The 25,195-nt window shown below is 69.1% G+C and carries 25 protein-coding genes; 13 read left to right on the plus strand and 12 right to left on the minus strand.

What is annotated here, in order from left to right:
• Positions 1 to 15: 15 nt before the first annotated feature.
• The gene (locus tag AB0L97_RS16200; protein WP_364429912.1) at positions 16 to 879 is read left to right on the plus strand and encodes a helix-turn-helix transcriptional regulator; all 864 of its coding nucleotides are present in this window, start codon (positions 16 to 18) and stop codon (positions 877 to 879) included.
• A gap of 24 nt (positions 880 to 903) precedes the next feature.
• Here AB0L97_RS16200 and AB0L97_RS16205 read toward each other — a convergent pair whose 3' ends face one another.
• A complete protein-coding gene (locus AB0L97_RS16205; protein WP_364429915.1) occupies positions 904 to 1,515 on the minus strand; it encodes a TetR/AcrR family transcriptional regulator in 612 nt (203 codons plus the stop codon).
• A 77-nt stretch (positions 1,516 to 1,592) separates the two neighbouring features.
• On the opposite strand from AB0L97_RS16205, the gene AB0L97_RS16210 reads away from it, so the two are divergent.
• The 4 genes from AB0L97_RS16210 (at position 1,593) to AB0L97_RS16225 (ending at position 5,197) form a co-directional block, all read left to right on the plus strand.
• Entirely contained in the window at positions 1,593 to 2,600 is a 1,008-nt protein-coding gene (locus AB0L97_RS16210) for a DJ-1/PfpI family protein (protein WP_356967050.1), read from the plus strand.
• A 103-nt stretch (positions 2,601 to 2,703) separates the two neighbouring features.
• Positions 2,704 to 3,426, plus strand: a complete 723-nt coding sequence (locus AB0L97_RS16215; RefSeq protein ID WP_355075785.1) for an alpha/beta hydrolase — start codon at positions 2,704 to 2,706, stop codon at positions 3,424 to 3,426.
• Positions 3,427 to 3,465: 39 nt separating this feature from the next.
• Positions 3,466 to 4,431 (plus strand): alpha/beta hydrolase, encoded by a 966-nt coding sequence (locus AB0L97_RS16220; RefSeq protein ID WP_356967046.1) that lies wholly within the window; start codon positions 3,466 to 3,468, stop codon positions 4,429 to 4,431.
• A gap of 37 nt (positions 4,432 to 4,468) precedes the next feature.
• The gene (locus tag AB0L97_RS16225; protein WP_364429920.1) at positions 4,469 to 5,197 is read left to right on the plus strand and encodes an alpha/beta hydrolase; all 729 of its coding nucleotides are present in this window, start codon (positions 4,469 to 4,471) and stop codon (positions 5,195 to 5,197) included.
• A 314-nt stretch (positions 5,198 to 5,511) separates the two neighbouring features.
• On the opposite strand, the gene ilvD is transcribed toward AB0L97_RS16225, so the two are convergent.
• Entirely contained in the window at positions 5,512 to 7,218 is a 1,707-nt protein-coding gene (ilvD, locus tag AB0L97_RS16230) for a dihydroxy-acid dehydratase (RefSeq protein WP_355075779.1), read from the minus strand.
• Between the two features lie 129 nt (positions 7,219 to 7,347).
• Between ilvD and AB0L97_RS16235 the strand changes: the two genes are divergently transcribed.
• Positions 7,348 to 7,734, plus strand: coding sequence for a helix-turn-helix transcriptional regulator (locus AB0L97_RS16235; RefSeq protein ID WP_364429924.1), 387 nt, complete (start codon positions 7,348 to 7,350; stop codon positions 7,732 to 7,734).
• Here AB0L97_RS16235 and AB0L97_RS16240 read toward each other — a convergent pair whose 3' ends face one another.
• From AB0L97_RS16240 to AB0L97_RS16255, 4 genes are all read right to left on the minus strand, one after another.
• Positions 7,735 to 8,328: an ATP-dependent Clp protease proteolytic subunit gene (locus AB0L97_RS16240; protein WP_355075775.1), complete on the minus strand. Its 594-nt coding sequence runs from the start codon at positions 8,326 to 8,328 to the stop codon at positions 7,735 to 7,737.
• A 145-nt stretch (positions 8,329 to 8,473) separates the two neighbouring features.
• On the minus strand, positions 8,474 to 9,079 hold the full coding sequence (locus AB0L97_RS16245) for an ATP-dependent Clp protease proteolytic subunit (RefSeq protein ID WP_364429928.1): 606 nt from the start codon (positions 9,077 to 9,079) through the stop codon (positions 8,474 to 8,476).
• Between the two features lie 63 nt (positions 9,080 to 9,142).
• Positions 9,143 to 9,985, minus strand: a complete 843-nt coding sequence (locus tag AB0L97_RS16250) for an SDR family NAD(P)-dependent oxidoreductase (protein ID WP_364429931.1) — start codon at positions 9,983 to 9,985, stop codon at positions 9,143 to 9,145.
• Positions 9,982 to 10,854 carry an SDR family NAD(P)-dependent oxidoreductase gene (locus AB0L97_RS16255; protein WP_355075769.1) on the minus strand — a complete coding sequence of 291 codons (873 nt, stop codon included), beginning with the start codon at positions 10,852 to 10,854 and terminating at the stop codon, positions 9,982 to 9,984. The genes AB0L97_RS16250 and AB0L97_RS16255 overlap by 4 nt, the downstream gene beginning before the upstream one ends.
• 141 nt (positions 10,855 to 10,995) lie before the next feature.
• On the opposite strand from AB0L97_RS16255, the gene AB0L97_RS16260 reads away from it, so the two are divergent.
• Positions 10,996 to 11,532, plus strand: coding sequence for a helix-turn-helix transcriptional regulator (locus AB0L97_RS16260; RefSeq protein ID WP_355075767.1), 537 nt, complete (start codon positions 10,996 to 10,998; stop codon positions 11,530 to 11,532).
• A gap of 87 nt (positions 11,533 to 11,619) precedes the next feature.
• On the opposite strand, the gene AB0L97_RS16265 is transcribed toward AB0L97_RS16260, so the two are convergent.
• Both AB0L97_RS16265 and AB0L97_RS16270 read right to left on the minus strand, forming a co-directional pair.
• Positions 11,620 to 13,188, minus strand: a complete 1,569-nt coding sequence (locus tag AB0L97_RS16265) for a hypothetical protein (protein WP_364429936.1) — start codon at positions 13,186 to 13,188, stop codon at positions 11,620 to 11,622.
• A gap of 406 nt (positions 13,189 to 13,594) precedes the next feature.
• Positions 13,595 to 14,206, minus strand: coding sequence for a TetR/AcrR family transcriptional regulator (locus AB0L97_RS16270; RefSeq protein WP_356967033.1), 612 nt, complete (start codon positions 14,204 to 14,206; stop codon positions 13,595 to 13,597).
• A gap of 90 nt (positions 14,207 to 14,296) precedes the next feature.
• On the opposite strand from AB0L97_RS16270, the gene AB0L97_RS16275 reads away from it, so the two are divergent.
• Together AB0L97_RS16275 and AB0L97_RS16280 are read left to right on the plus strand one after the other, a co-directional pair.
• The gene (locus AB0L97_RS16275; protein WP_364429941.1) at positions 14,297 to 15,505 is read left to right on the plus strand and encodes an acyl-CoA dehydrogenase family protein; all 1,209 of its coding nucleotides are present in this window, start codon (positions 14,297 to 14,299) and stop codon (positions 15,503 to 15,505) included.
• Complete coding sequence (locus AB0L97_RS16280) at positions 15,502 to 16,557, plus strand: phosphotransferase family protein (RefSeq protein ID WP_364429944.1); 1,056 nt, start codon at positions 15,502 to 15,504, stop codon at positions 16,555 to 16,557. The genes AB0L97_RS16275 and AB0L97_RS16280 overlap by 4 nt, the downstream gene beginning before the upstream one ends.
• Before the next feature lie 18 nt (positions 16,558 to 16,575).
• On the opposite strand, the gene AB0L97_RS16285 is transcribed toward AB0L97_RS16280, so the two are convergent.
• Both AB0L97_RS16285 and AB0L97_RS16290 read right to left on the minus strand, forming a co-directional pair.
• Entirely contained in the window at positions 16,576 to 17,850 is a 1,275-nt protein-coding gene (locus tag AB0L97_RS16285) for a lipase family protein (RefSeq protein WP_364429947.1), read from the minus strand.
• Positions 17,851 to 17,960: 110 nt separating this feature from the next.
• Positions 17,961 to 18,635, minus strand: coding sequence for a hypothetical protein (locus AB0L97_RS16290; RefSeq protein WP_364429950.1), 675 nt, complete (start codon positions 18,633 to 18,635; stop codon positions 17,961 to 17,963).
• A 360-nt stretch (positions 18,636 to 18,995) separates the two neighbouring features.
• Between AB0L97_RS16290 and AB0L97_RS16295 the strand changes: the two genes are divergently transcribed.
• Positions 18,996 to 19,319: a YbjQ family protein gene (locus AB0L97_RS16295; RefSeq protein WP_355075979.1), complete on the plus strand. Its 324-nt coding sequence runs from the start codon at positions 18,996 to 18,998 to the stop codon at positions 19,317 to 19,319.
• A gap of 5 nt (positions 19,320 to 19,324) precedes the next feature.
• On the opposite strand, the gene AB0L97_RS16300 is transcribed toward AB0L97_RS16295, so the two are convergent.
• Complete coding sequence (locus tag AB0L97_RS16300) at positions 19,325 to 20,134, minus strand: APH(3'') family aminoglycoside O-phosphotransferase (RefSeq protein ID WP_355075756.1); 810 nt, start codon at positions 20,132 to 20,134, stop codon at positions 19,325 to 19,327.
• Between the two features lie 134 nt (positions 20,135 to 20,268).
• Between AB0L97_RS16300 and AB0L97_RS16305 the strand changes: the two genes are divergently transcribed.
• The gene (locus AB0L97_RS16305) at positions 20,269 to 20,766 is read left to right on the plus strand and encodes a MarR family winged helix-turn-helix transcriptional regulator (protein ID WP_355075754.1); all 498 of its coding nucleotides are present in this window, start codon (positions 20,269 to 20,271) and stop codon (positions 20,764 to 20,766) included.
• Positions 20,767 to 20,775: 9 nt separating this feature from the next.
• Complete coding sequence (locus tag AB0L97_RS16310) at positions 20,776 to 23,343, plus strand: MFS transporter (protein WP_364429955.1); 2,568 nt, start codon at positions 20,776 to 20,778, stop codon at positions 23,341 to 23,343.
• 103 nt (positions 23,344 to 23,446) lie between these two features.
• Here AB0L97_RS16310 and AB0L97_RS16315 read toward each other — a convergent pair whose 3' ends face one another.
• Positions 23,447 to 24,466: a crotonase/enoyl-CoA hydratase family protein gene (locus tag AB0L97_RS16315; protein WP_355075750.1), complete on the minus strand. Its 1,020-nt coding sequence runs from the start codon at positions 24,464 to 24,466 to the stop codon at positions 23,447 to 23,449.
• Between the two features lie 108 nt (positions 24,467 to 24,574).
• On the opposite strand from AB0L97_RS16315, the gene AB0L97_RS16320 reads away from it, so the two are divergent.
• Entirely contained in the window at positions 24,575 to 25,174 is a 600-nt protein-coding gene (locus AB0L97_RS16320; protein ID WP_364429959.1) for a TetR/AcrR family transcriptional regulator, read from the plus strand.
• Positions 25,175 to 25,195 lie beyond the last annotated feature (21 nt).

Genomic DNA, 25,195 nt, shown 5'->3' on the forward strand with positions numbered 1-25,195 from the left:
GGCGAGAATGAGCGCATGGCTTCCGCTCGCTCCGCTTTCGGCGCGCTCCTGCACGCCTGGCGGGATCGTCTCGCGCCCGCCGACGCCGGGTTCCCGGTGACCGGCGGCCGTCGTGCTCCGGGATTGCGCCGTGAGGAGCTCGCGCAGCTGGCCGGACTCTCGGTCGACTACGTCTTGCGCTTGGAGCAGGGTCGCGCGCGCAACCCCTCCGCGCAGGTGGTCGGCGCCCTCGCGCGGGCCCTGCAACTGTCCAGGACCGAGCGCGACGAGCTGTATCGCGCAGCCGGATTGCTGCCCCCGCGGGACGGGACGATCGGCACGCATGTCCCGCCGGGCATCCAACGGCTCACCGCCCGCCTCGGCGACGTCCCGATCGGGGTGTTCGGCGCCGACTGGACGCTGCTGTGGTGGAACGGCATGTGGAGCGGGCTGCACGGTGACCCCGCGCTGGTCCCGGTCGGCGAGCGCAACCTCGCCCGTGCGGTTTTCGGCACCGGCGCGGCCCGCGCCTCGATGCGTCCGTTCCGGTCCGACCGCGCGCACGGCGCCTTCGCGGCGTCGATCGTGGCCGATCTCAGGGACGCGGTGTCCCGCTATCCCGCCGACGCGGGACTCGATCGTCTCGTGCGGGAATTGCGCGACACCTCCGCCGCATTCGCCCAGCTGTGGACGACGGCGACAGCGTCGCAGCACACCAGCGATCGGAAGACGGTCCGGCATCCCGAGCTCGGCGACATCACCCTCGACTGCGACGTCCTCGTCGTTCCGGGCGCCGACCTCCGCATGGTCACCTACACGGCGGCAGGCGGCAGCGAGGACGCGGGGAAGCTCGACCTCCTGCGGGTCACCAACGGGCGCGCGGCGGGCACACTGCCCTGAACGCACGGCGATCGACGTCCCGGGTCAGTGCACGAGCTGATCGGCCCATTCCCGCGGTAAGGCCGCGCTCGACACATCGGCGATCTCGTGCAGCCGCTGTGCTGGAAATCCCTGACGACTGAGCTGGATCAGGCCCTGGGCGACCACCACGACAGCGGCGCTGACCGCCGAGAGCGTGGCTTCGTCGTCGTCTCCCGCGTCGTGCATCGCGGGCCGCAGCCGGTCGGCGACGCCCCGCTCCATCTCGGTGGTGGTGCGGCTGCCGATGGTGGCGACTTCGGGGATCCGAGTGCCGAGCTGCGCGATGCTGTTGATCATCAGGCAACCGCGCCGATCCGGTTGCGCCGCGCAGTCTTCGATGATCGCTTGATACAGCGCGCGCACCGCGGAGCGCGCCGAACCGCCCGCCGAACCGATGGCATCGCGCACCAGACGCGCACGGCCCTCGCAATAGCGTTCGAACGCGGCCAGGAACAGTCCGCGCTTGCTGCCGTAGGCGGCGTAGATGCTCCCGTTCCCGACGCCGGTCGCGAGCGAGACGTCTTCCACCGAAGCGCTGTCGAAACCCTTCGACCAGAACAACTCGGTCGCGGCGTCGAGCAGGTTCGACTCGTCGAATCGTCGCGGCCGTCCCATGTGCTCACCGTACCAATCGGCGTGCGAACTGCGGCACATCGCTTGTTCTGGAGCCGTGCCTCCACAATAATGGTGACATGTCCAACAACTTCGCCGCCTCGCCCAGCAAACGGGTGGGCATCCTGGTATTCGACGGCGTGAAGATGCTCGACTTCGTCGGGCCCGCCGAGGTGTTCGTCGAGGCCGATCAGTCGGTGGCGGGGTACGAGGTGGTGCTGGTCTCGGCCGACGGCAAGGACGCGCAGACCTCGATCGGCGCGCGGGTGGAGGTGAGCTGCGCGGCGGCCGACGCGGGTCGTTTCGACACCGTGGTGATTCCGGGCAGCGAGCTGCCACCAGGGAAGTTCATGACACCGGAGGTCTTGGCGGCCGCGCGGCATCTTTCCTGCAACACCCGCAGGCTGGCGTCCATTTGCAGCGGTGCGTTCGTCCTGGCCGATCTGGGCCTGTTCGACGGGCGCCGCGCGACGACGCACTGGAAATTCACGACCGAGCTCGCGCGACGCTATCCGTCGATCGAGGTGGACCCGGACGCGATCTTCGTGCGGGACGGCAATCTGTACAGCTCGGCCGGGGTCGCCGCGGGCGTCGATCTCGCGCTGGCGCTGGTCGAAGAGGACCACGGCGCCGACGTCGCGCGGCGCGTCGCGCAGGCGCTGGTGGTCTACATGCAGCGCGCGGGCGGTCAGTCACAGTTCTCCGCGTCGCTGACCGGACCGGCGCCGCGCAGCCCGCTGGTGCGCGGGGTGGTGGATCTGATCTGCGCGGACCCGGCGTATCCGCATACGGTGCAGACGCTGGCCGCCCACGCGCGGGTCAGCGTCCGGCATCTGACCCGGCTGTTCCGCGCGGAACTGGAACGCTCGCCCGCGGAATACGTCGCGTTCATCCGCTTCGGCACGGCCAGGGACATGCTGCACGCCGGATACAGCGTGACGGAGACCGCCATGGCCGCGGGGTACGGCACCAGCGAGGCGTTGCGCAGGGCCTTCGTGGCACGCGTTGGCATTTCCCCGCGCAAGTACCAGCAGCGTTTCCGGTCGACCGCCCGGATCGATCCGGCGCTGGAGCAGGCCGTGTCCTGAACGGAGGCTTTTGTGGCCCGTGGGGAGGGGCGCGCGGCGGGGCCTACGGCCGAGACTGAGTCGGCCACAGCGCCGCTCACCGAGCGCTGGAGAAAGGAAACCGATGTCCGCCCCGGCAAGTCCGACCATCGTTCTGGTGCACGGCGCCTTCGCCGACGCCTCGAGCTGGTCCCCCGTCACCGCACGGCTGCTCGACCAGGGCCATCGCGTCGTGGTTCCGCCGGTGTTCAACCGCAGCCTGTCGGCGGACGCGGCCTACATCAAGTCGTTCGTGGAACGGATCGACGGCCCCGTCCTGCTGGCCGGCCACTCCTACGGCGGCGCCGTCATCACCGTGGCAGGCGTCGCCGACAACGTGGTGGGCTTGGTCTACGTGTCCGGTTACGCCCTGGAAGAAGGCGAGAGCCTCGGGCAATTACAGGGCGGATTCCCGGATTCCGATCTGGCGGCCAACCTCGTCTACGCGCCGTACCCGATCGAGGGTGACGAGCCCGGCACGGACGTCTCGGTCGCCATCGACGCCTTCCCCGATGTCTTCGCCGCGGGCCTGGACCCGGCGAAGGCCGCGGTCCTCGCGGTCTCGCAGCGGCCGCTGTCGGCGTTCGCGTTCACCGAGCCCGCCTCGGCGGCCGCGTGGAAGACGAAACCGGCCTGGGGCATCGTGTCCGGCGCCGACCGCACCATCAATCCCGACGTCGAACGATTCGGCTACCAGCGAGCCGGAATGCGCGCGGTGGTCGAGATCGACGGACCACACCTGGTGATGCAGACCCACCCTGACGAAGTCGTGGCCGTCATCACCGGCGCGATCGATCAATCCGCCTGAATAACCGCAGTTTCCACCACTTCTACGAGAGGCACGATCATGTCAGGTAACCCGCTGGGCATCTCGCTCGAACCGGCGGCGCAGGAGTTCGTCGACGCGACCTCGCAGCCGCCGTTCCTCTACCAGCTCCCGCCCGAGGAGGGGCGCAAGGCGGTGGACTCCGTCCAGGACGCGCCGATCTTCAAGCCCGAGGTCGACGAGGAGTGGATCACGGTCGAGGGCGGCCCGACGGGCTCGGTGCGGGTTCGGATCGTCAAGCCGCAGGGCGTCACCGAAACGCTGCCGGTGATCATCTACACCCACGGCGCGGGATGGGTTTTCGGCGACGCGCACACCCACGACCGCCTGGTTCGCGACCTGGCCGTCGGCACGCACGCCGCCGTGGTCTTCCCCGAATACGACCGGTCGCCCGATGTGCGGTATCCCGTGGCCAACGAGCAGTCCTACCGGGTGGCGCAGTGGGTTACCGCGGAGGGCGCGGCGAAGGGCCTCGACTCGTCCCGGATCGCGATCGCGGGTGACTCGGTCGGTGGCAACATGGCCATCGCGCTGACCCTGATGGCCAAGGAGCGCGGCGACGTCTCCTTCGTTCAGCAGGTGCTGTTCTACCCGGTCACCGACGCCAACTTCGACACCGGCTCCTACCAGCAGTTCGCCGAGGGCTACTTCCTCACCCGCGAGGGCATGAAGTGGTTCTGGGATCAGTACACCACCAGTGCCGACGAGCGCGCGCAGATCACCGTCTCACCGCTGCGGGCGACCACCGAGCAACTGGCCGGGCTGCCGCCCGCGCTGGTCATCACCGCCGAAGCCGACGTGCTGCGCGACGAGGGCGAGGCCTTCGCGGGCAAGTTGCGCGCCGCGGGCGTGCCGGTCACCCAGGTGCGCTACGGCGGGATCGTCCACGACTTCGTGATGGTCAACTCGCTGCACGACACCCATGCCGCCAAAGCCGCGGTGGCGCAGGCCGTCGCGACGTTGCGGTCCGCGCTGTACACCGACTGACCGGTCCCCGACCACCCGATTCGAAGGAACCACACTTGTGAGCACCGAGCCCGTCAGTCCTTCCACGCCGACCATCGTGCTGGTCCACGGCGCGTTCGCCGACTCGTCCAGCTGGAACGGGGTCATCGAACGGCTGCGCGCACAGGGACATCCCGTGATCGCGGCCGCTAATCCACTGCGCGGTCTGGACAGTGACGCGGCCTATGTCGCGTCGGTACTCGATTCCGTGGAAGGGCCGAGCGTTCTGGTCGGCCATTCCTACGGCGGAAGCGTCATCACGGTGGCCGCCGCCGGACGGAGCGACGTCGAAGCGCTGGTCTATATCGCCGCGTTCATTCCGGATGTAGGCGAGAGCGCACTGCAATTGACCGACAAGTTCCCCGGATCGACGCTCGGGCCCACTACCCGGGCCGCGTCCTATCCGCTTCCCGACGGGGGCACCGGTACCGAGCTGTACATCCGGCAGGCGGAATTCCACCGGCAGTTCGCCGCCGACGTGCCCGCCGCCACGGCCGAGCTGATGGCCGCGACCCAGCGACCGGTCGCCCTCGACGCGTTGCAACAGCCCGCGACCGCCACCGCTTGGCGGGACATCCGGTCGTTCGCGCTGGTCACCGGCGAGGACAAGAACATTCCGGTGGAAGCGCAGCGGTTCATGGCCGAACGCGCGAGCGCCGAAATCGTCGAGTTCTCGGCCTCGCACGCGGTCTCGGTGTCCGCTCCCGACGCAGTCGGTGAGTTGATCGCCCGAGCCGCCGCCGGCTAGGGATCCGCGCGGTCACGCAAAGCGGCCCGCGCGGTGGGAGATTCCCCCGCGCGGGCCCGACCCATCCCCTCCTCCGTAGCTCGACTGGCGGCGAGCCGTCGAGCCGTACAACCAGTTCACAGAGCTAGGCCCGGTCGCAGTACTAGACCGGATGCCTTGCGCTGCACCGAATTCCTCAGCCGCACAGCCCTGATCGAGCCCGGGCCACCAGCTCCGCGTACTTCGATACGACATTGCGATGCAATCGGCGGCAACGGTTCTCAGCCTGCGCGGCCTCGATACTCGGCCCTGTCGTGCGCGGCATCGAGCATCCGTCAGCCGCAGACGGCACCGATCGAAGCCGAGCCCACCAGCTTCGTGTACTTGGCCAGGACGCCGCGAGTGTAGCGGGGCGGCAACGGTTCCCAGCCGGCGCGGCGGCGGGCGAGTTCGTCGGCATCGACCAGCAGGTCGAGCGTGCCCTCGGCGACATCGAGCCGAATGGGGTCGCCGTCACGCACGAAGGCGATCGGGCCGCCGTCGACGGCTTCCGGCGCGACGTGCCCGACGCACAGGCCCGTGGTGCCGCCGGAGAACCGCCCGTCGGTGAGCAGCAACACGTCCTTGCCCAGGCCCGCGCCTTTGATGGCCGCGGTGATGGCCAGCATCTCGCGCATCCCGGGACCGCCCTTCGGCCCCTCGTACCGGATGACGACCACGTCGCCGGCCGCGATCGTGCCGTCTTCGAGGGCGTCCATCGCGGCTCGTTCCCGATCGAAAACCCGTGCCGTGCCGGTGAACACGTCGGAGTCGAAACCCGCCGACTTGACCACGGCGCCATCCGGCGCGAGAGAACCGGAGAGGATGGTGATGCCACCGGTCGGATGGATCGGCGCGGCCATCGCGCGGATCACCTTGCCGTCGGGGTCCGGCGGGGTGATGTCGGCCAGGTTCTCCGCCACCGTCCGCCCCGTCACGGTCAGGCAGTCGCCGTGCAGCAACCCGGCATCGAGCAAGGCTTTCATCATGACCGGCACGCCGCCGATCCGGTCCACATCGGTCATCACGTGGTTGCCGAAGGGCTTGACGTCCGCCAGGTGCGGCACACGGCGACCGATGCGCGCGAAGTCGTCCAGCGACAGGTCGACATTCGCCTCGTGCGCGATGGCCAATAGGTGCAGCACGGCATTGGTTGAGCCGCCGAACGCCATGACGACCGCGATCGCGTTCTCGAAAGCGGGTTTGGTGAGAATGTCCGACGGGGTGATGCCCTGGCGGATCAACTCGACCACGGCCTCGCCGCTGCGGCGGGCGTAACCGTCGCGGCGCCGGTCGGTCGCGGGCGGCGCCGCGCTGCCGGGCAGCGACATGCCCAGCGCCTCGGCCGCGCTGGCCATGGTGTTGGCGGTGTACATGCCGCCGCATGCGCCTTCGCCGGGACAGATCGCCCGCTCGATCGCGGCGACGTCGTCACGGCTCATCAACCCTCGGGCGCAGGCGCCGACCGCTTCGAAGGCGTCGATGATCGTCACTTCGCGCTCGCTGCCGTCGGAGAGCTTCGCGATGCCGGGCAGGATCGACCCCGCGTACAGGAACACGCTCGCCAGGTTCAGCCGGGCCGCGGCCATCAGCATCCCGGGCAGCGATTTGTCACAGCCGGCCAGCAGCACCGAACCGTCGAGCCGCTCGGCCTGCATCACCGTCTCGACGGAGTCGGCGATCACCTCACGTGAGACCAGGGAGAAGTGCATCCCCTCGTGTCCCATGGAGATGCCGTCGGACACCGAGATGGTGCCGAACTGCATGGGGAAGCCGCCGCCGGAGAAGACGCCGTCCTTGCAGCCCCGGGCGAGTCGCTCCAGAGACAGATTGCAGGGCGTGATCTCGTTCCACGAGGAGGCCACGCCGATCTGCGGCTTCTCCCAGTCGTCGTCGCCCATGCCGACCGCGCGCAACATCCCGCGAGCGGCGGTCTTCTCCAGCCCGTCGGTGACGTCACGGCTGCGCGGTTTCAGATCGGGGACTTTCGAGTTCTCGGGCACGGTTTCCCATCATGCTCGCCTCCGCGCCGATTACCGCGACGACCACGCCGAATTCGCGAAGACCCGCCGCTCGTCCGCCCTGAGCGTAATGCCGGGCACTCCGGCGGCCCGGAACCGTACGCTCTGCTCATGAGCGAGCACCCGAGACTGCACTCGATTCCCGGTGGACGCGATGACCGCACCCCTCAACCGGACTCGCGAACGCCGCCGGAACCCTTGTGGCGCGAGGTGCTCGGCGAACAGTTGCGCACCCTGCGGCAGGACCGCGGCGAGACGCTGGTCGAGACGGCCCGGCGGGCGGGTATCTCCCCGCAGTATCTGTCGGAGGTCGAGCGGGGACGCAAGGAGCCGTCGAGCGAGATGATCGCCGCCCTGGCCGGATCGCTCGCCACCACGCTGGGTGAGCTCACCGGCCAGGTGGCGGACGAACTCCGCGCGCGCCGCAGGATCGCCCTCCTGCCGCGGTCGGCGCCGCTTTCCGGCACCGGGCCCACGCTGATGGCGCTGGCGGCCTGATCAGTCGCGCCGTCCCAGGACCTGGTCGACCAGGCCGTACTCGATCGCGGCCGACGCGGTGAAGACCCGGTCGCGGTCGGTGTCGTGCCGAAGTCGCTCCACCGACTGCCCGGTGTGCCGGGACAGGATCGACTCGATCTCCGCCCGCAACCGCACCAGCTCGTCGGCCTGCAGGATCAGGTCGGGAATCGCGCCCTGTCCACGTGCGGCGGGTTGGTGCAGCACCACCCTGGCGTGCGGGAGCATGGCGCGACGGCCCGGCTCGCCGCCCGCAAGCAGCACCGCGCCGACCGCGATCGCCTGGCCGACGCAGGTGGTCTGGATGGGCGAACGAATGTGCTGCATGGTGTCGTACACGGCGAGCATGGAGGACAGATCGCCGCCCTCGCAGTTGATGTAGAGGTTGATCTCCTGCTCCGGGCTCTCCGATTCCAGGTGCAGCAGCTGCGCGATGAGCGCGTTGGCGACCCCGGAGTCGATCGGCGTGCCGAGGTAGACGATGCGCTCGGCGAGCAGGTGGGAGTAGATGTCGGTGATCCGCTCCCCGCCACGCGGATGCTGCGCGATCACATTCGGGATGGTGTAGGTGCTCATGCTGTGTCCTTTCCGGCATGATCGGGCCCCTCCGTGGTCACGCTGCGCTGCCGCCTCCGGGGCTGACCGATCATGCTGTGCCCGCTTCCGGCATGATCGGGCCCCTCCGTGGTCACGCTGCGCTGCCGCCTCCGGGGCTGACCGATCATGCCGAGATCCCGATTCGCTGGCGTTGCGGGACGACCTGCCCGAACGAGTCGACGATGTGGTCGATGAAGCCGTACTCCTTGGCCTGCGCGGCCGTGAACCATCGGTCGTGCAGCGAATCCTCGTAGATCCGATCGAACGGCTGGCCGGTGTCCTCGGCGATGATCCCGAGCACGGTGTCCACGGTGTAGCGCAGATCGTCGGCCTGGACCTCGACGTCGACGGCCGTGCCGCCGATGCCCGCCGATCCCTGGTGCATCAGCACCCGGGCGTGCGGCAGCGCGAAACGTTTACCCTTGGTGCCCGACGACAAGAGAAATTGTCCTGCGCTGCAAGCCAATCCGAGCGCGAGCGTGGAGACTTCGCACGGCACCAGCCGCATGACGTCGCGGATGGCGAGCATCGAGGGGACCGATCCGCCCGGCGAATGGATCCACAGTGAGATACCCGCCTCGGGATCCTCGGCGGCGAGCGTGAGCAGCTGGGTCATCAGCAGCGTCCCGTTGTCGTCGTCGAGCGCGCCGTCGAGCACGACGATGCGGCGACTGAGCAGTTGCTCGCGTGCCCGCCAGCTGAACATCGGAGTCTTGTCATCGTGAGCCATGGCTCCACGGTGCCGCACGCGTGGCGCCGGACCGTTCCCCTGCTGCCCTCGGCAGATCCGCTCTCAGCAGTCGAGCGAGGGATCCCGAACCGGGGCGGCGAACGGGCCACGCAGCCGTTCGGTCACCTCCCACAGCCGCAGCGCGGTATCCCGGTCGTAGGACGCGTCCGAGCTGCGCGTCTCGGTGAAGCGGTTGTAATAGGCCCCGTTCACCAGATCCCGCGTCGTCGCCAGGTGGACGACCGGCGCGGCGCCTTGCCGCGCGGACAATGCCGTCAGGTGCAGCATCGCCACCCGCGCCCGTGGGAATTCTCGGCCGAGGTCGGTGCGCACGAAGCCGGGATGCAATGCGGCCACAGTCAATTGCGGGTACCTGCGACGCAGTTCGTAGGTGAACAACAGGTTGGCCAACTTGGTACGGCTGTAGGTCACGAACGGGTCGAAGTTCCGCTCGCTCGGCAAGTCGTCGAAGTCGATGCGCACCGGGCCCGCGCGGAACATCGACTGCCGGTGGCCTTCGGAATTGACGTTGACCACCCGGCCGCCGCCGCGACACAGCAACGGCAGCAGTCGTCCGGTCAGGGAGAACGGCGCGAGATGATGGACGGCGAGATTCAGCTCGATTCCCTCGCCGGTCACGCGACGTTCGGGCGTCATGACACCGGCGTTGTTGATCAAGATGTCCACGCCGTCGAACCGCTCGGCGACCTGCTCCGCGACGTGGTCGATACCCGTCGAGACCGCCAGATCGGCGCGCACGAACCGGCCACCGGTCTCGCGAGCCAGCCGCGCGCCTTTGTCCGCGTCGCGGCCGACCAGCACGAGGTCGTGGCCGTCCTTCGCCAGCCGCAGTGCCGCTTGCCGTCCCAGCCCGGACGTGGCTCCGGCGAACACGATCCGGCTCATCGCGCCGCTCCGGCCGCCACGTCGGATTTACCCAAGCCCAATGCACCGGCGATCACCCGATCGCGCAGGCGGAAAGGCAGGTACGCGAGCATCCGCAGCATGCGCGCGTCCGAACTCGCGACGTAGCAGTCTTTGGGCCGCCTGGCCTCGGCTGCCCGCACGATCGCGTCGACCACCGTGCCGACCGGCCGTGTCTTCTGTTCCGCCAGCGCCTTATCGACGGCGGCCAATTGTGCGCGGTAGAGCTCGACACGGTCGGCGTCGGCCAGCAAGAGTGCTTCGCGCGCAGCCGATTCGGCCTTGGCGAAGATCGTCGTCTCGAGCGCGCCCGGCTCCACCACAGAGACCGGGATGCCCCAGGGCGCGAGCTCGACGCGGGCCGCGTGGGACAACGATTCGAGCGCGGCCTTGCTCGCCGAGATCGGTCCCAGGTACGGCATCGCGGTGCGAGCGCTCGCCGCGCTGATGTTGATCACCCGGCCGCCGCCAGCCCGCAACAGCGGAAGTGCGGCCACCAGGACCCGGTGCGGGCCGTAGACGTTGATGTCGAACTGCCGGTGCAGTTCCGCGTCGGGGACCAGCTCCAGCGGCCCCTGCACGATGACGCCCGCGTTGTTCACCAGCACCTGCAATCCGGCTGGGCCACGGTCGGCCGCGACCGCGTCGAGCGCATGGCGAACGCCCGCGCTGTCGGTCACATCGAGTTCCACCGGCACGACGTTCGCGTGCCCGAACCGGGGGGCGTTTCGCAGCGTCCGCACTCCGGCGTAGACGCGGTAGCCCCGCGCGGCGAATGCCTCGACGGTGGCGGAACCGATTCCGCCGCCCGCACCGGTGATCAGCACCGCCTTCGAACCCTGAGTCGTCATATCAGCCTCCATAAGTAGGCAACCACATGTTCCTTGCAACATGTATAAATCTACATGTTGGAACAGTCAAGACGGTGAACTACGGCAGAACGACAGAGGTACGCTCCAGCCGGGCCACTGATCACGGAATAGGGAGCGTCGATGTCACTGCGTCACGGGTTACTCGGACTTCTCGCCGACCAGCCCGGCAGTGGCTACGACCTGACGCGCCGATTCGAGGAGATGCTCGGCGCGATCTGGCCCGCCAAGCATCCCCAGATCTACGGGGAGCTGACCAGGCTCGCGGAAGAAGGACTGGTCGAGGCGGCGGCGGAGGGCCCGCGCCGGCGCAAGGAGTACCGCATCACCGACGACGGCGTCGCCGAGTTGCGCCGCTGGCTGGTGCACGTCGATGTGGACCACACCATCCGTCTGGAACCGGTCCTGCGCTCGTTGTTCTTCTGGCTGTTGAACTCCGACGAACTGGAGGCGCACCTCACCAGGGAAGCCCGGTTCTACCGGGAGAAGGCGGAAATCTACCGCGAGTACGCGAACGCCAAAGACCGCGGGGACTTCGGCGACTCCCCGCAGACCCGCTCGATGCGTGTCACGGTCGAAGCCGCGGTCCGACTGTACGACGCCCTCGCCGAGTGGGCGGAGTGGGCGAAGACAGCGCCTTTGTCCGACCCGGAATCCTGACGATCCCAGCGTATTCCGACCGGAAGACGCCGATGCCCGCCGGGCGCGTGGTGCGCCGGCGGGCATCCTTACCGGGGGGCGTACTCGCTAGGACTCGCGACCCGCGGTGGAGGCGGAACGCTGCCTGCTGGTGCGGGCGCGGCGGCGTTCGGCCTGCAGTTCGGCGAGTTCCTGCTCGAGGATGTCGGCGACGCGGAACGAACCGGTGTCGTAGATGTCCGGCGGGCGAGCCGTCGGCGCTTGCGCGACGTCGGGCGCGGGGCTGTCCTTGCCGTTCTTCGGCTCCGGCGTCGAGCTGTCGCTCTTGCTGTCCGCCAGCGGTTGCCGGGTGACGGCCGGGATCTCGGCCGTCGAGACCTCCGCCTCGGCCACCGGCGTACGCGGCTTGGCCGACGGCGTCTGCCGGACGACCACCTTCGCCGCGGAGTCTTCGGCGGGCACGCGCGCGGCCGGCCGGGACTCGGCCTTCGCGGCCGATACCGGTGCGGGCTCGTTCGCAGCGAGCTTCTTCCCGTTGGCGGCGGGCGCACCGCCATTGGTGACGATGACGTCGGTGTCCTTGACCTGCACCGGCGACGTGGGGCGCGCGTCGAAAGCCGCCATCGCGTCGAGATCTTCGATGGACTCGGGCAGCACGGGCTTGCGGGGCGCCTCGACCGGCGGCCGCTTCTTCTCGGCTTTCACCGTGGCCACGGGCTGCTCGTCGGAGACCTCCGGCAGGAACTGGATTTCGGCGACCTCGACCACGTCCTGCTCGACGATCTCCTCCGGGGGCGCCGCGACAACAGGAGGCGGTTCGTAGTGCCTCTGTTCGGGTGGAGCGCTCGGCGCCTCGGGCGCGACCGGCGCGCGGTATCTGGGCAGCGTGAGCCGGATCTGCTCGGCCGGGTCGGGCAGGTCACGGACCTGCTCGGTGGCCCTGGCGATGGCGAGGCCGTAGCGAGCGCTCGCGGCGTCGTGGATGAGCAGCGCGACACCGATCATCACCGGCGCGATGGCGTGCACGGCCGCGTCGTACCAGGCGCCCGCGCGCAAGTAGGGATAGGTGTTGAGGCTGACGGTCAGCGCCAGCAGGGCGACTTCGGCCGTCGCGACCTGGCGGCGGTTGTCGATCACACCCCATTCGGCGACCTTGTTCGTGCCGATCATGATGATGATCAGACAGACGCTGATCATGCCTTCGAGCAGGTAGCTGAACCAGTAGAGCGGATCGGTCGCGCCGCCGGGAGCGATGTTGTGCTGGACGTTGACCGCCGACCACAACATGCCCGCCGCGACGACACCCGCCAGCGCGCGCAGCGACCAGGACCGATGCCGATACAGCGAGGCCAGCTTCGCGTGCGGGCTGGATTCGCGTCGCTGCGCGGCAATCGCCTTGCGGGCGAGCAGGAGATCTCGCATGTCGGCCTTCTCGATCGCTTCGGTGGTCTGCCTGGCGCGGTCGGATGCCGCGGCGGCAGCCTGCGCCTCTTTCCAGCGCTGTCCGCGCTCCTGGGTGCGAATCCGTTCGGCGAGCTCACGTTCGGCATACAGTTCGTCCTCCGACAGCGCCTCGGTGAGCGCGGGATCGAACTGGTAGGCGAGCCGTCCACGGGCCTTCTCGACCCGCCTCGCCAGCTGTGTAACCTCGTCCTCGATGGGATGTTCGATGACCATCAGCGCTCCCCGCACGGGAGACGCGATGGCAGACAAGTGATCACGTATGGCAACGGCACGTTTCATTCATAGTCGATCCACCGCTACCGGCGAAACTGTTCATTTGCCATCTCGCAAAACTATTCGGCGTGCCGCGGACGACACACGCTGTGCGACGTGATTTCCCGGCGGTCGCAGGCACTTCCTTCCCCGCGCGCCAGACCATTGATCGCTCTATGCTGAACTGGCGCGCTTTCCCTTCGCGGCGGCGCGTGCGCTCCCGCAGCGCGTTCGGATACGCCGGTGCCGTCGAGATTCGCCCCTCGGCGGCACCGGGCCGACCGCGTTCCGCCATTTACGTGCACCGAGTATTTCGCGCGGCCATTCCGGCCCGCCGAATCGCGGAGGCCTTCTCGCACCGGGCGGCTCACTCCGCAGGCGGATCCGCCCGGCATTCGGCGTCCACCGAGTCGAGCACCCGCGACAACGTGTCGAACAGCAACGAGTCCAGCCGGTCCTGGTCGACGTCGTCGCGGGACAACCACTGCACCGTCAGGTCCTCGGCCATCGCCCACCACGAACGCACCACCAGGCGCTCGGCGGTCGACCGCGCGGGCCTGCCGAGCGCGGCGAACACCCGATCGGTCAGTTCGTCGTGCATCCGCTCCATGATCGATTCGAGGACCGGGTCCTGCCCGGCGGCGCGCAGCAGCCCCACCAGCGGTCCGCTGCGCTTGCGCATGTAGCTCACGAAGTTCGCGATCATCGAAGCGAGCGGGTCCGCGGCGTCGGGGTCCGGGCCGGTGGCGCGCAGGAATCGCTGCGACGCGGCGCGGACGAGTTGCGCGTAATAGTCCTGCTTGGTCGGGAAGTAATGGAACAGCAGCCCGCGCGAGATGCCCGCCTGCTGCGCGACCGCGTCGACGGTGATCCGGTGCCAGGGCCGGTCGATCAGCATGCCCAGGCCGATTCCGATCAGCTGCCTGCGCCGGTCGTCCGCCGAGCGCCGGCCGCCCGGCTCCACGGCGACCTCGGTCATCCACCCTCCTCTATTGAGCAATGCTCAACAATATGCTACCAATGACCTGACCGGAAGTTGAGCAATGCTCAGCAGACCTCGAGGATGGGTATGGACTTCACGCACTCCGATCGAGCCGTCCGCCTCACCGATCAGGTGCGGCAGTTCGTGCGCGACGAGATCGAGCCGCGCGACGAGGAGCACGCCGCCGCCCTGCGGGAATCGCCATGGGCGGTTCCGCCGGTGGTCGAGGAGCTCAAGAAGAAGGCGCGGGACGCGGGTCTGTGGAACCTCTTCCTGCCCGATCCGGAACTCGGCGCGGGCCTGGGCAACGTCGACTACGCCCCGATGGCGGAGGCGATGGGCAGTTCCGGGTGGGCGCCGGAAGTGTTCAACTGCAACGCACCCGACACCGGCAACGCCGAGGTCCTGCTGCACTACGGCAGCATCGAGCAGCGGCAGCAGTGGCTGCGACCGCTGCTGGACGGCACGATCCGCTCGGCGTTCTGCATGACCGAACCCGAGGTGGCCTCCTCCGACGCGACCAATATGGCCGCGACCGCCGTGGTGGACGGTGAGGAGATCGTGCTCAACGGCCGCAAATGGTGGAGCACCGGCATCGGCCACCCGAACTGCAAGTTCGTCATCTTCATGGGCCTCACCGACCCGGAGGCGCACCCCTACCAGCGGCATTCGATGGTGCTGGTTCCGCTGGACACCCCGGGCGTGCGGGTCGAACGGATGCTCACCACCTTCGGCTACCTGGACGAGCCCTTCGGCCACGGCGAGGTCACTTCCACCGACGTGCGGCTGCCGCTGGACGCCGTGATCGCCGGGCCGGGACGTGGCTTCGAGATCGCGCAGGGCCGTCTCGGTCCCGGCCGCATCCACCACTGCATGCGCGCCATCGGCCTAGCCGAGCGCGCGCTCGAACTGGGCTGTCGCCGCGCCCTGTCGCGCACCGCGTTCGGCAAGCCGCTGGCCAACCTCGGCGGGAACCGCGAGCGCATCGCCAACGCGCGCGTCGCGATCGATCAGGCGCGGTTGCTGGTCCTGCACACCGCCTGGCTGCTGGACACCAAGGGCTTGGCCGGCGCGCGCAGCGAGGTCTCCCAGATCAAAGCGGTCGTGCCGAGGATGACCCAAGAGGTGCTGGACATGGCGATCCAATTGCACGGCGGGGCGGGGCTTTCCGATGACTTCCCGCTGGCGCGCGCGTTCGCCGGCATTCGTTCGCTGCGCTTCGCCGACGGCCCCGACGAGGTGCACCTCGGCGTGATCGCCCGCCAGGAGCTGCGTAAATACGGGACCGACCGGTGAGCGCTCCGGAGGCCACCGCCGTCCGCGCGGAGGACGCCTTCGACGTCGCCGCCCTGCACATCTGGCTCGCCGAGCGGGTTCCCGGTCTGAGCCAGCCGCCCGAGGTGCGCCAATTCTCCGGCGGCGCGTCCAATCTGACGTATCTGCTGCGCTACCCGGATCGTGACCTGATCCTGCGCCGTCCGCCGAGCGGAACGAAGGCGGCTTCCGCGCACGACATGGGCCGCGAGTTCCTGGTGCAGGAGCGGCTGCGTCCGCACTATCGCTATGTGCCGCGGATGGTGGCCCGGTGCGCCGATCCGGACGTGATCGGCAGCGATTTCTACGTGATGGAGCGGGTGGCGGGAACGATCCTGCGCGGCGATCTGCCTGAGGGCACCAGCCTGTCCCCCGATCAGGCGAAGCGGTTGTCCACCACGGCTTTCGACTGCCTGATCGAATTGCACCAGGTCGACCCCGAGGCGGCCGGTCTCACCGGAATCGGCAAAGGCGCGGGCTATGTCGGCCGCCAAGTCGCGGGGTGGTCGCGGCGCTTCGTGAACGCGCGCACCGACAATGTCAGCGATTTCGCCGCGGTGATGGCCTGGCTCGATGCCAACCAGCCCGCGGACGTCGCCACCACTGTCATCCACAACGACTTCCGGCTCGACAATCTGGTGCTGGATCCGTCGGGCTCCGGCGCGATCGTCGGTGTGCTCGATTGGGAAATGGCGACGCTGGGCGACCCGCTGATGGATCTCGGTGGCGCGCTGGCCTATTGGGTGCAGGCGGACGACGACGAGGTCATGCGGGCCTCCCGCCGCCAGCCGAGTCACCTGCCCGGCATGCTGACCCGCGCGCAGATCGTCGAACACTATTGCGCGCGCACCGGCCGTTCCGCCGAGAACTGGCCGTTCTACGAGGTCTTCGGGCTGTTCCGCCTGGCCGTCATCGCCCAGCAGATCTACTACCGCTACCACCACGGCCAGACCACGAACCCGGCGTTCAAGGATTTCTGGAAGATGATCAACTACCTGGATTTCCGCTGCCGGAAGGTCGCGGGCCTCGAGTAACACGTCACGCGAACTCCGTCATCGACCGAGCGCGATGGACCCCATATCCGCGACGGCGCAGCCGTTGGCGACCGGTATCCCGGCGAATCGGTCGCGCAGCCAAGCGACCACGCTCTGCTCGGCAAGGGTGTTGAGGGTCAGATGTTCGCTCGCGTGGTCACGGATGTAGGTGACGCGAGCGGCGGGGTCGCGGCAGTAGGCGGCGGCGAGTGCGTCGGCGGGACCGATCGGGACGAGCCAGTCCGCGGTCGCGTGGTAGAGGAAGACCGGTGCGTCGGGCACCGACTTGCCCATTCTGGTGCGGTCGAAGACCGCGCGCAGCACCGGCGTGTGCAGTAGACCGCCCTGGACCAGGCTGTCGATGTCGAGGAACGGTTCCGTCGCGGCCTGATACAGCACGCAGCCGCTGTCCTTCGCGTCGAGCAACCGCCGTCCCGTCGGCGTCGCGTTCGCCCGCAGGTAGGCGTCCAATTCCGGCTCCTCGCGGGCCAGACCGATGATGGCGGCCGCGACCAGGCCCGCGCCCGGCCCCTTGTTCGCCGCCAGCGACAGCGCCTCGAGGTCGACGTCGGTACCGCCGGAGACGACGCCGACCAGGTTCACCTCCGGCGCGTAGGAGCTGCGCGACTCGGCGCCGTGCAACGTGGGGACCGAACCTCCGGAATAGCCCCACATCGCCACCTCGGTATCCGGTCCAGGCAGTCCCAGCGGACCGAACCGCTCCGCGGCGCGGATGCCGTCCAGGGCGATCCGCGCGGCCAGCGGGCCGTGGGCGAACGCCGAGTTCGGCCCTTGATGATCCGGCACCACGACCGTCCACCCCTGCGCCAACAGCGCCGCAGCGCTGCGCAACGGGTCGATCTGCCCGTCCAGCAGACCGGCCGCCATCGACCGGCGCACGGTATAGGACGGCGCGCAGAACAGTCCGGTGGAATCCTCGGCGGCGTGCAGCGACACCAGCTTCCCGTTCGCCGCGGGCGGTTTCAGCAGCGTCGCGACGGCGGCGATGGGCTGGTCGGCGCTGTTGTTCGACCGGTAGGAGATCTGCCATGCCTCGGCATCCAGCGCCCCTGGCGCCTGGTTCGCGATGGTGACCGGCCGCGCGGCGAGGATTCCACCGGGCCGCTGGGCGCCGATCAGCTCGGCGGGCGGCCGATAGAAGGGGTCCTGCTCCGGCGGCGCCGGATCCGCCACCGCCGGGAGTTGCGGCTCCGCCTGTGACGGCGGGCCCGGTATCGCCAGCAGCACCGAAAGAGCGGTTCCGACAACCGCGCACCACCGTGCGAACACCACCGACGACCTCCCCTTGGAATCGATCGCTTATGCACCGCATTTCGCGCCGATCGACCGCCCCGGCAGTGGCATCGTAACGAAAGTCCCCGCGCTCGAACGGGAGATCGGACTCAGTTCGGTGCGGTGATCTTGGCGATGGTGGATCCGCCGTCGGCGGTGACCACGGTGACGAACTGCCGGTAGGTGCGGCTCGTGGCGTCGGGGCGCAACTCGGTGATGACCACGTCGTAGCGTCCGTCGAGCATGGGGGTGATCATGACGCAGTGCTGCGTTCCGGTGGGGACGGAGGCGATGCCCGCATCGATTACGGCGACCGGCGGCACCACGGCGTCGGGCGCCGTCAACGATCGCGCTACCGCTCCGGACCGGGTCGCGTAGTAGGCGTGCTGGAAGGCCAGGATCACGTCCGGCCCCGAGGCCGTGGAGCCGGTCCCGTTGCCGCGCACCAACTGTGCGCCCCGGGTCGGCTCACAGCCGGGACCGCCGCCGAGCACCGGGTCCGCTACCGTGGCCGATTGCCGGGGAGCCGACGCCGCGTCGGTGTAGACCAGGACCAGCGCGGCCGCGGCGAGCGAGGCGGCCAGCCCGGCACCGCCGACCAGCCACGCGCGCCGAGCGCCGCGCCGGGCACGGCGTCGATCGCGGTGGGTCCGATGCCGGTCGCGTTCCCGGCGCGGCGGCGGCTCGTCGGCGGAGATCATCCCGGGCCACGTGGGCACGCGTCCGGCCCCGACCTGGCCCGGGCGGGCGCGTCGGCCGCCGGGCTCGGACGTGTTCGACGACATGATCTCGCCGCACCCCCTTTTACCGGTGCCTATTCGGCCACCGTGGGTTCCCTCTCAATGCCGTTGCGCAATAACAACATTGCATATCTCTTCGGATTCTGTCGGTCGAATGCTCAACAGGCAAGGACGAACTCCGCCACGACAGTCCCGGAACACGCGAAACCGGCCGATCGGGACCGGGCGGTCGGTGCGATTCCGGGCCTCCGGGCGATCTCGCCGCGGACGGAAGCGACGCGGCCGCCCTGCCGCCGTAGCATCCCGCACATGAGCCAGCCGATGCCGCCGCCCTATCCGCAACATCCCGCGCACCAGCCGCCGCAGCCGTATCCTCCGCCCCCGCCGCCGGGACCGCAGTTCCCCATCCTGGTCTCGACCATGAACGACGTTCCCGGACAGGAGATCGCCCGGGTCTTCGGCGAGGTCGCCGGGCTGACCGTGCGCAGCCGCAGCTTCGGCTCGAACTTCAGCGCCGGTTTCCGTTCGCTGGGCGGCGGAGAGATCCCCGAGTACACCCAGCTGCTCTACCAGTCGCGGCACGAGGCGATCATGCGGATGTGTCAGCACGCCATGTCGTTCGGCGCGAACGCGGTCATCGCGATGCGCTTCGACTGCAACGAGATCGCCGGGACGATGAGCGAGGTGGCGGCGTACGGCACCGCCGTTCTGCTCAAACCCTCTGCGTGATCGAGCTAACCCCAGGTCAGCGGGTCCAGATGGAGGAAGAAGCGCTGACGATCGGCATCCAGCTCGATGCCGTAGCGGGCGGCGAATGTCCGGTCGGCCTGTTCGGCGCGCCGCTCGTCTTGCCATGACTCCCGGGAATTGGCGAGCAGCAAGGCGATATCGGCGTAGGGGTCGGCGATGCCGAGACGCCCGAGGTCGACGAAACCGGCCACCGTGTGCGTTTCCGGATCGAGGATGATGTTGGGCAGGCACAGATCGCCGTGGCACACCACGGCTTCGGCGAACTCCTGAGTCATCCTCGGCTCCAGCTCACCGGCCAGCCTGGTGAGCAGGACGGTGGGCGGAGTGCCCTGCTGTTCCTCGGGGAGGAACTCGGTGTGCACCGCACCCCGGACCACCACGTCCTGGGCCATCGCGAACATCCGCGCCAGGCCACGATCGAACGGGCACTGCTCGGTGGGCACCTCGTGCAGGCGCCGCACCGTGTCCGCGATGGATTCCCAAGCGCGGCCCAGTGTCTCGCCGGATACCGCGTCCGCGGGCACGCCCGGGACCGCGCTGGTCACCAGGCAGGCGCCATCGTCGCCGTCCCGCCAGTCCAGCACCCGGGGGCCGGGCATATCGTGGCTGTCGAGCCAGACGATCTTGTCCCGCTCCAGCGCGAGGTCCGCGACCCCACCGGGATCGGCACACTTGGCGTAGCGGGAGCCGTCGGCGGACCGGAACACCTCGGCGCCGGACTCCCCGCTGCCGACCGGCGCCCATCGGCAATCGGACGGCAAGGCGGCACGGAAGCGGACAAGCGACTCGGACACGCCATCGACGGTAGCAACGGAACCGGCGCGTGACCCACCTCGCAGACCCCCGGCAACCCGGATGTATAGTTGCTTAAAGCAACTAGTTGTGGTTGCCAATCAATGTGCTGGTGGGGAACATCGAGGTGAGTGTCATGTCCGCAACCGCTCGCGAGCGCCGGATCACGGCGGCCGAACTCGCGGCCGCCGACGAACTCGGTCAGCGGCTGGTCCGGTTCATGCGCGCGGTCAACCGGGCGAAATGGCAGCCCGTCCGGCCGGGTCCGGACGGACTGGAGCGACTCGCCTACGCCGTGCTGTTCTCCCTCGTGCACGAGGGACCGCAGCGCGCGGGCAGGCTCGCCGAACTGCTGCACGCCGAGGCATCCACCATCAGCAGACAGAGCAGACAACTCGTGGCACACGGCCTGGTCGAGCGCCGGGCCGACCCGGTCGACGGCCGGGCGTGCGTGCTTGCGGCCACCGCGGAAGGCGTTCGCGTCTTCGAGGAGAATCGCGCCCAGCGCAACCGGTGGCTGGCCGACATCCTGGCCGACTGGCCCGCATCGGACCGCGACACCTTGACCGCGCTGCTCGACCGGCTCACCGCAGGAATAGAGACCACCACCCGACACCCAGCCGATCCGAAATAGGGCTCATTCATGACGACTTCCACCACCCGGGCTCCGCGGAACCCGGCCGCAGGCGCGGACACGTCACTGTCGCACCGGCAGATCCTGACCATCCTGTCCGGGCTGCTGCTCGGCATGTTCCTGGCCGCGCTCGACCAGAACATCGTCAGCGTCGCGATCGTCAAGATCGCCAACAGCCTGCACGGTTTCGACGAACAGGCCTGGGCGACCACCGCTTACCTGATCACCGCCACGATCACCACGCCGCTGTACGGCAAATTGGCCGACATCTACGGCCGTAAGCCGTTCTACCTCACGGCGATCAGCCTGTTCGTGATCGGTTCGGTGGCGTGCACCTTCGCCACCTCGATGTACCAGCTCGCCGCGTTCCGCGCGTTCCAGGGCCTGGGCGCGGGCGGCCTGATGTCGCTGGCGTTCACCATCATCGGCGACATCGTCCCGGCGCGCGAACGAGTGCGTTACCAGGGCTATTTCATGATGGTCTTCGGCACGGCCACGGTGCTGGGCCCGGTGCTCGGCGGCTTCTTCTCCGACTACGAACAGCTCGGCGGCATCGAGGGCTGGCGGTGGGTGTTCCTGGTGAACGTCCCGGTCGGCGTGCTCGCCCTGCTCGTGGTCGCCAAGGTGCTCAACGTGCCGCACCAGCGCCAGCATCACCGGATCGACTGGTTCGGCGCGCTGACGCTGACCATCTGCGTGGTGCCGCTGCTGATCGTCGCCGAACAAGGCAGGCACTGGGGATGGTCCTCGCACCGCTCGCTGCTCTGCTACGGCATCGGCGCGGCGGGTCTGGTGCTGTTCCTCCTGGTCGAGTTCTTCATGAAGGACTCCGCGCTGATCCCGTTGCGGCTGTTCAAGAATTCGACCTTCAGCGTCACCATCGCGGGCGGATTCATCGTCGGCGTCGCGATGTTCGGCGCGATCACCATGGTTCCGCAGTACTTCCAGGTCGTGCGCGGCTACTCGCCGACCAAGGCCGGTCTGCTGATGCTGCCCTTGGTGCTCGGCATCATGATCGGCTCGCAGGCCGCGGGGCGGATCACCAAGAGCACGGGCCGCTACAAGATCCTGCCGGTGACGGGCACGTTCATCGTCGCGGTCGGCGCGGTCCTGTACGCGCAGGTGCACTACGACAGCCCGCTGTGGCAGCCGCTGGCCATCGGCGGACTGATCGGGCTCGGGCTCGGCTGTTGTATGCAGACGCTGATCATCGCCGCGCAGAACGCCGGTCCGCGCTCCGACATGGGTGTTTCCACCGCGTCGGCCACCTTCTTCCGGCAGATGGGCGGCACGCTCGGCGTCGCGGTGTTCCTGACCATTCTGTTCAATCTGCTGCCGCACCGGATCACCGACGCGTTCGGCGGCGCGCTGCCACCCGGGTTCGGGACCGAGCAGCTCAGCGGCATGCAGTCCAACACCAGCGGCATCGCGGCGCTGCCCGACGCGCTGAAGGTGCCGATCCTCACCGGCTTCACCAACTCCATGCACGGGGTGTTCTACGCGGCGGGCGCGGTCGCGCTGCTGGCCTGCGTGGTGCTGATGTTCATGAAAGAGATCCCGCTCCAGGACACTCCGGCGCCCGCCGCGCAGACGCCGGTCGAGCAGACCGAGGCCGCCGAGTCGCACTGGGACGCGGATCAGGTCTGGGAGGGCGCCGCGCAGGCGCTGTCGGAGCCGGAACCGGTGCTCGCCGCGGCCGCGGGCGGCTACGCCTCGGGCGAACCGGCGGCCAACGGCGCGTACCTGCGCGAGCCGCGGGCGAATTTCGACGGCGCCGAGCACGAAGGCCGTTCGCTCAACGGCTACGTCCATCGCGAGGACGGCAGGCCGGTGCCCGCCGCCGCACTCACGCTGATCGACCATCAGGGGCGGCAGGCCGCGCGGACGAACGGCGGCGCGGACGGCAGTTACCTCGTCGGCGTGCCCGACGCGGGCAACTACGTGCTGATCGTGTCGGCCGCGGGACATCAGCCCGCCGCGGTCAACGTGACCGTCGCAGACCGGCCGCAGCAATTCGACATCACCTTGCTCGGCTCCGGCGAGGTGTCCGGCGTGGTCCGGTCCAGCACCCTGGGCGAGCCGCTGCCGGGCGCGACCATCACGCTGACCGATCTGGACGGCGAGGTCGTCGGATCCGCGACCGCCGAGGGCGACGGCGGCTACGTTTGCCACGGCGTGGTGCCAGGCACATACACCGTCGTGGCGGTCGCCGAGCACATGCGTCCCAGCGCGACCGCGCTGACCGTGCCGGACAGCGGATTGCTGCACCACGACATCGTTCTCACGCCGATGGCGGTGCTGGCCGGGTCGGCGTGGGCGGACGGCGGCCGGGCGGTCGCGGACGTGCAGATCAGCGTGCTCGACGCGGCGGGCGTGCTGACCGCGACGACGCGCACCGACGAGAACGGCCGCTATGTCGTCGCGGATCTCGCCGAAGGCGACTACACGGTCGTCGCCCGGGGCTATCCCGCGGTGACCAGCCGGATCACGGTGAGCGGCGGCGAGATGGCCCACGACGTGCGGCTGGGCTACGACCTCGAGGACGAGGCGACCGGGAAGGTCCCGCCCGTCCGCTGACGGATTTTCCGGCGTACGGAGGAGGGGCGGTGGTCACCGGACCACCGCCCCTCGCCGTTCGCGCCGGTGGATTCGGCCGATTCTCACTCGGCTCAGAAGCGAATCATCCCTCCGGCCGGCCGCGTTTGTGGTCGCCGAATGGTTCGTCGCGTTCCCGGACCGCCGTGCGGAAACCGGCGGTAGCAGCGCGGGTTTGGAAGGCGTAACCCTCCGTGGTGTGCCGGGAGATCCCGTCGAAGACGGTGCTGATCATGCCGGAGTTCGCCACACCCTGGGCGTACAGCGCCGAGTTCAGCGCCAGTTTGGCCATCATCAGCTGGTTGATCGGCATGCGCGCGATCCGCGCGACGAATTCCTCGGTGCGCGCGTCGAGTTCGTCGGCCGGCCAGGATTCGATCGCCAGGCCCCATTCCACCGCTTGCCTGCCCGTAAGGCAGTCGCCGGTGAACAGCAGACGCTTGGCGCGCTGGTCGCCGAGGCGATGCGCCCACATGCCCGCCGCCGGGACACCCCAGACCCGGGTGGGCGGGTAGCCGATCTTGGTGTCGTCGGCGCAGATGATCTGATCGGCGAACAGGGCGATGTCGCTGCCGCCCGCCACGGCGAAGCCGTGCAGTTTGGCCACGGTCGGCTTGTTCGCGTGCATCAGGCTGGCGAAACCGCGGTTGAACCGACTCATCATCGCGTAGTCGATCATCGGGTCCCAGGTCCGCGCCGGATCGTGATTGCGGCCCTGCACCACCGGGTCGACGACCGTCCCCGCCGCGTCGCCGGGACCGCCTGCCACCGCGAAACTCTGCTCGGCGAACATGCTCAGGTCGTATCCGCCGCAGAATCCCTTGCCGCGCCCGGACAACAGGATCACGTGCACCCGCGGGTCCAGATCCGCGCGTTCCACCGCGTGCGCCAGGTCGTTCGGTGTGTCGGGCGTGATCGCGTTGCCCTTCTCCGGCCGGTTGAAGGTGATGCGCGCGATGCGGCCGTCCCGCTCGTAAGTCAGCGTCCGGTACTCGCGTGCGTCGTCCGGGTCCGGGCGTCCGGCCCACGGTGAGTCCGGCTGCTCGGTCCACCCGCGATACCACGCGCCCGCGTCGCCATCGGCCCTGATGTCACTGTCGGTCATCGCTTTCCCTTCGACGCTGGTCCCGAACCCGTCTCCGCAGTCTGGCGCAAACGCCGATTGACAGTCAACATTGACTGTGAAAATGTCGCGCCGACGGAGGGAGCCGGAATGGCCGGACTACGCGAGGAACAGAAACGGGCGACCCGCGCCCGCATCCTCGACGCCGCCGCCGACCTGCTGGCCGAACAGGGCTACCGGGCACTGTCCACCCTCTCCGTTCAGCGTGCCGCGCAGGTCAGCCGCGGAGCGCTGCTGCATCACTTCCCGACCCTCGGCGCGTTGATCACCGACCTGGTCGGCCATCTGGTCGCGCGCAACGAAGCGGCGGTACGAGAGATCGCGGCCGGACTCGGCGACGGAGCCGATCCCGTGCTGCGCGCCTTGACCGCCCTCTACGAATCGATGGCGCGACCGGCGGCGCAAGCCGAGTTCGAACTGTGGACGGCCGCGCGGACCGATCCGGCGCTTGCCGAGGCGTTGCGCGTGGCCGAACGAGAAGCCGGGCGCGACTTGCGGCGCGTGGTGGACGCGCTGTTCGGCCCGAGCCTCGTCGCCCATCCCGGCTATCCGGCCGTCCGCGATCTCACCGTCGCGATCCTGCGCGGCACCGCGATGTCCCGTCCGCTGCGCACTTCGGAGCGCGCCGCCACGGCAACCATCGACCGATGGGCACAGGCCATCGCAGTTCTGCTCGCACCAGGCATTTAGCAATCAGGGAGCGTCGAGGCG

It is taken from the genome of Nocardia sp. NPDC051911, assembly GCF_040681035.1.
Taxonomy (GTDB): Bacteria; Actinomycetota; Actinomycetes; order Mycobacteriales; family Mycobacteriaceae; genus Nocardia; species Nocardia sichangensis.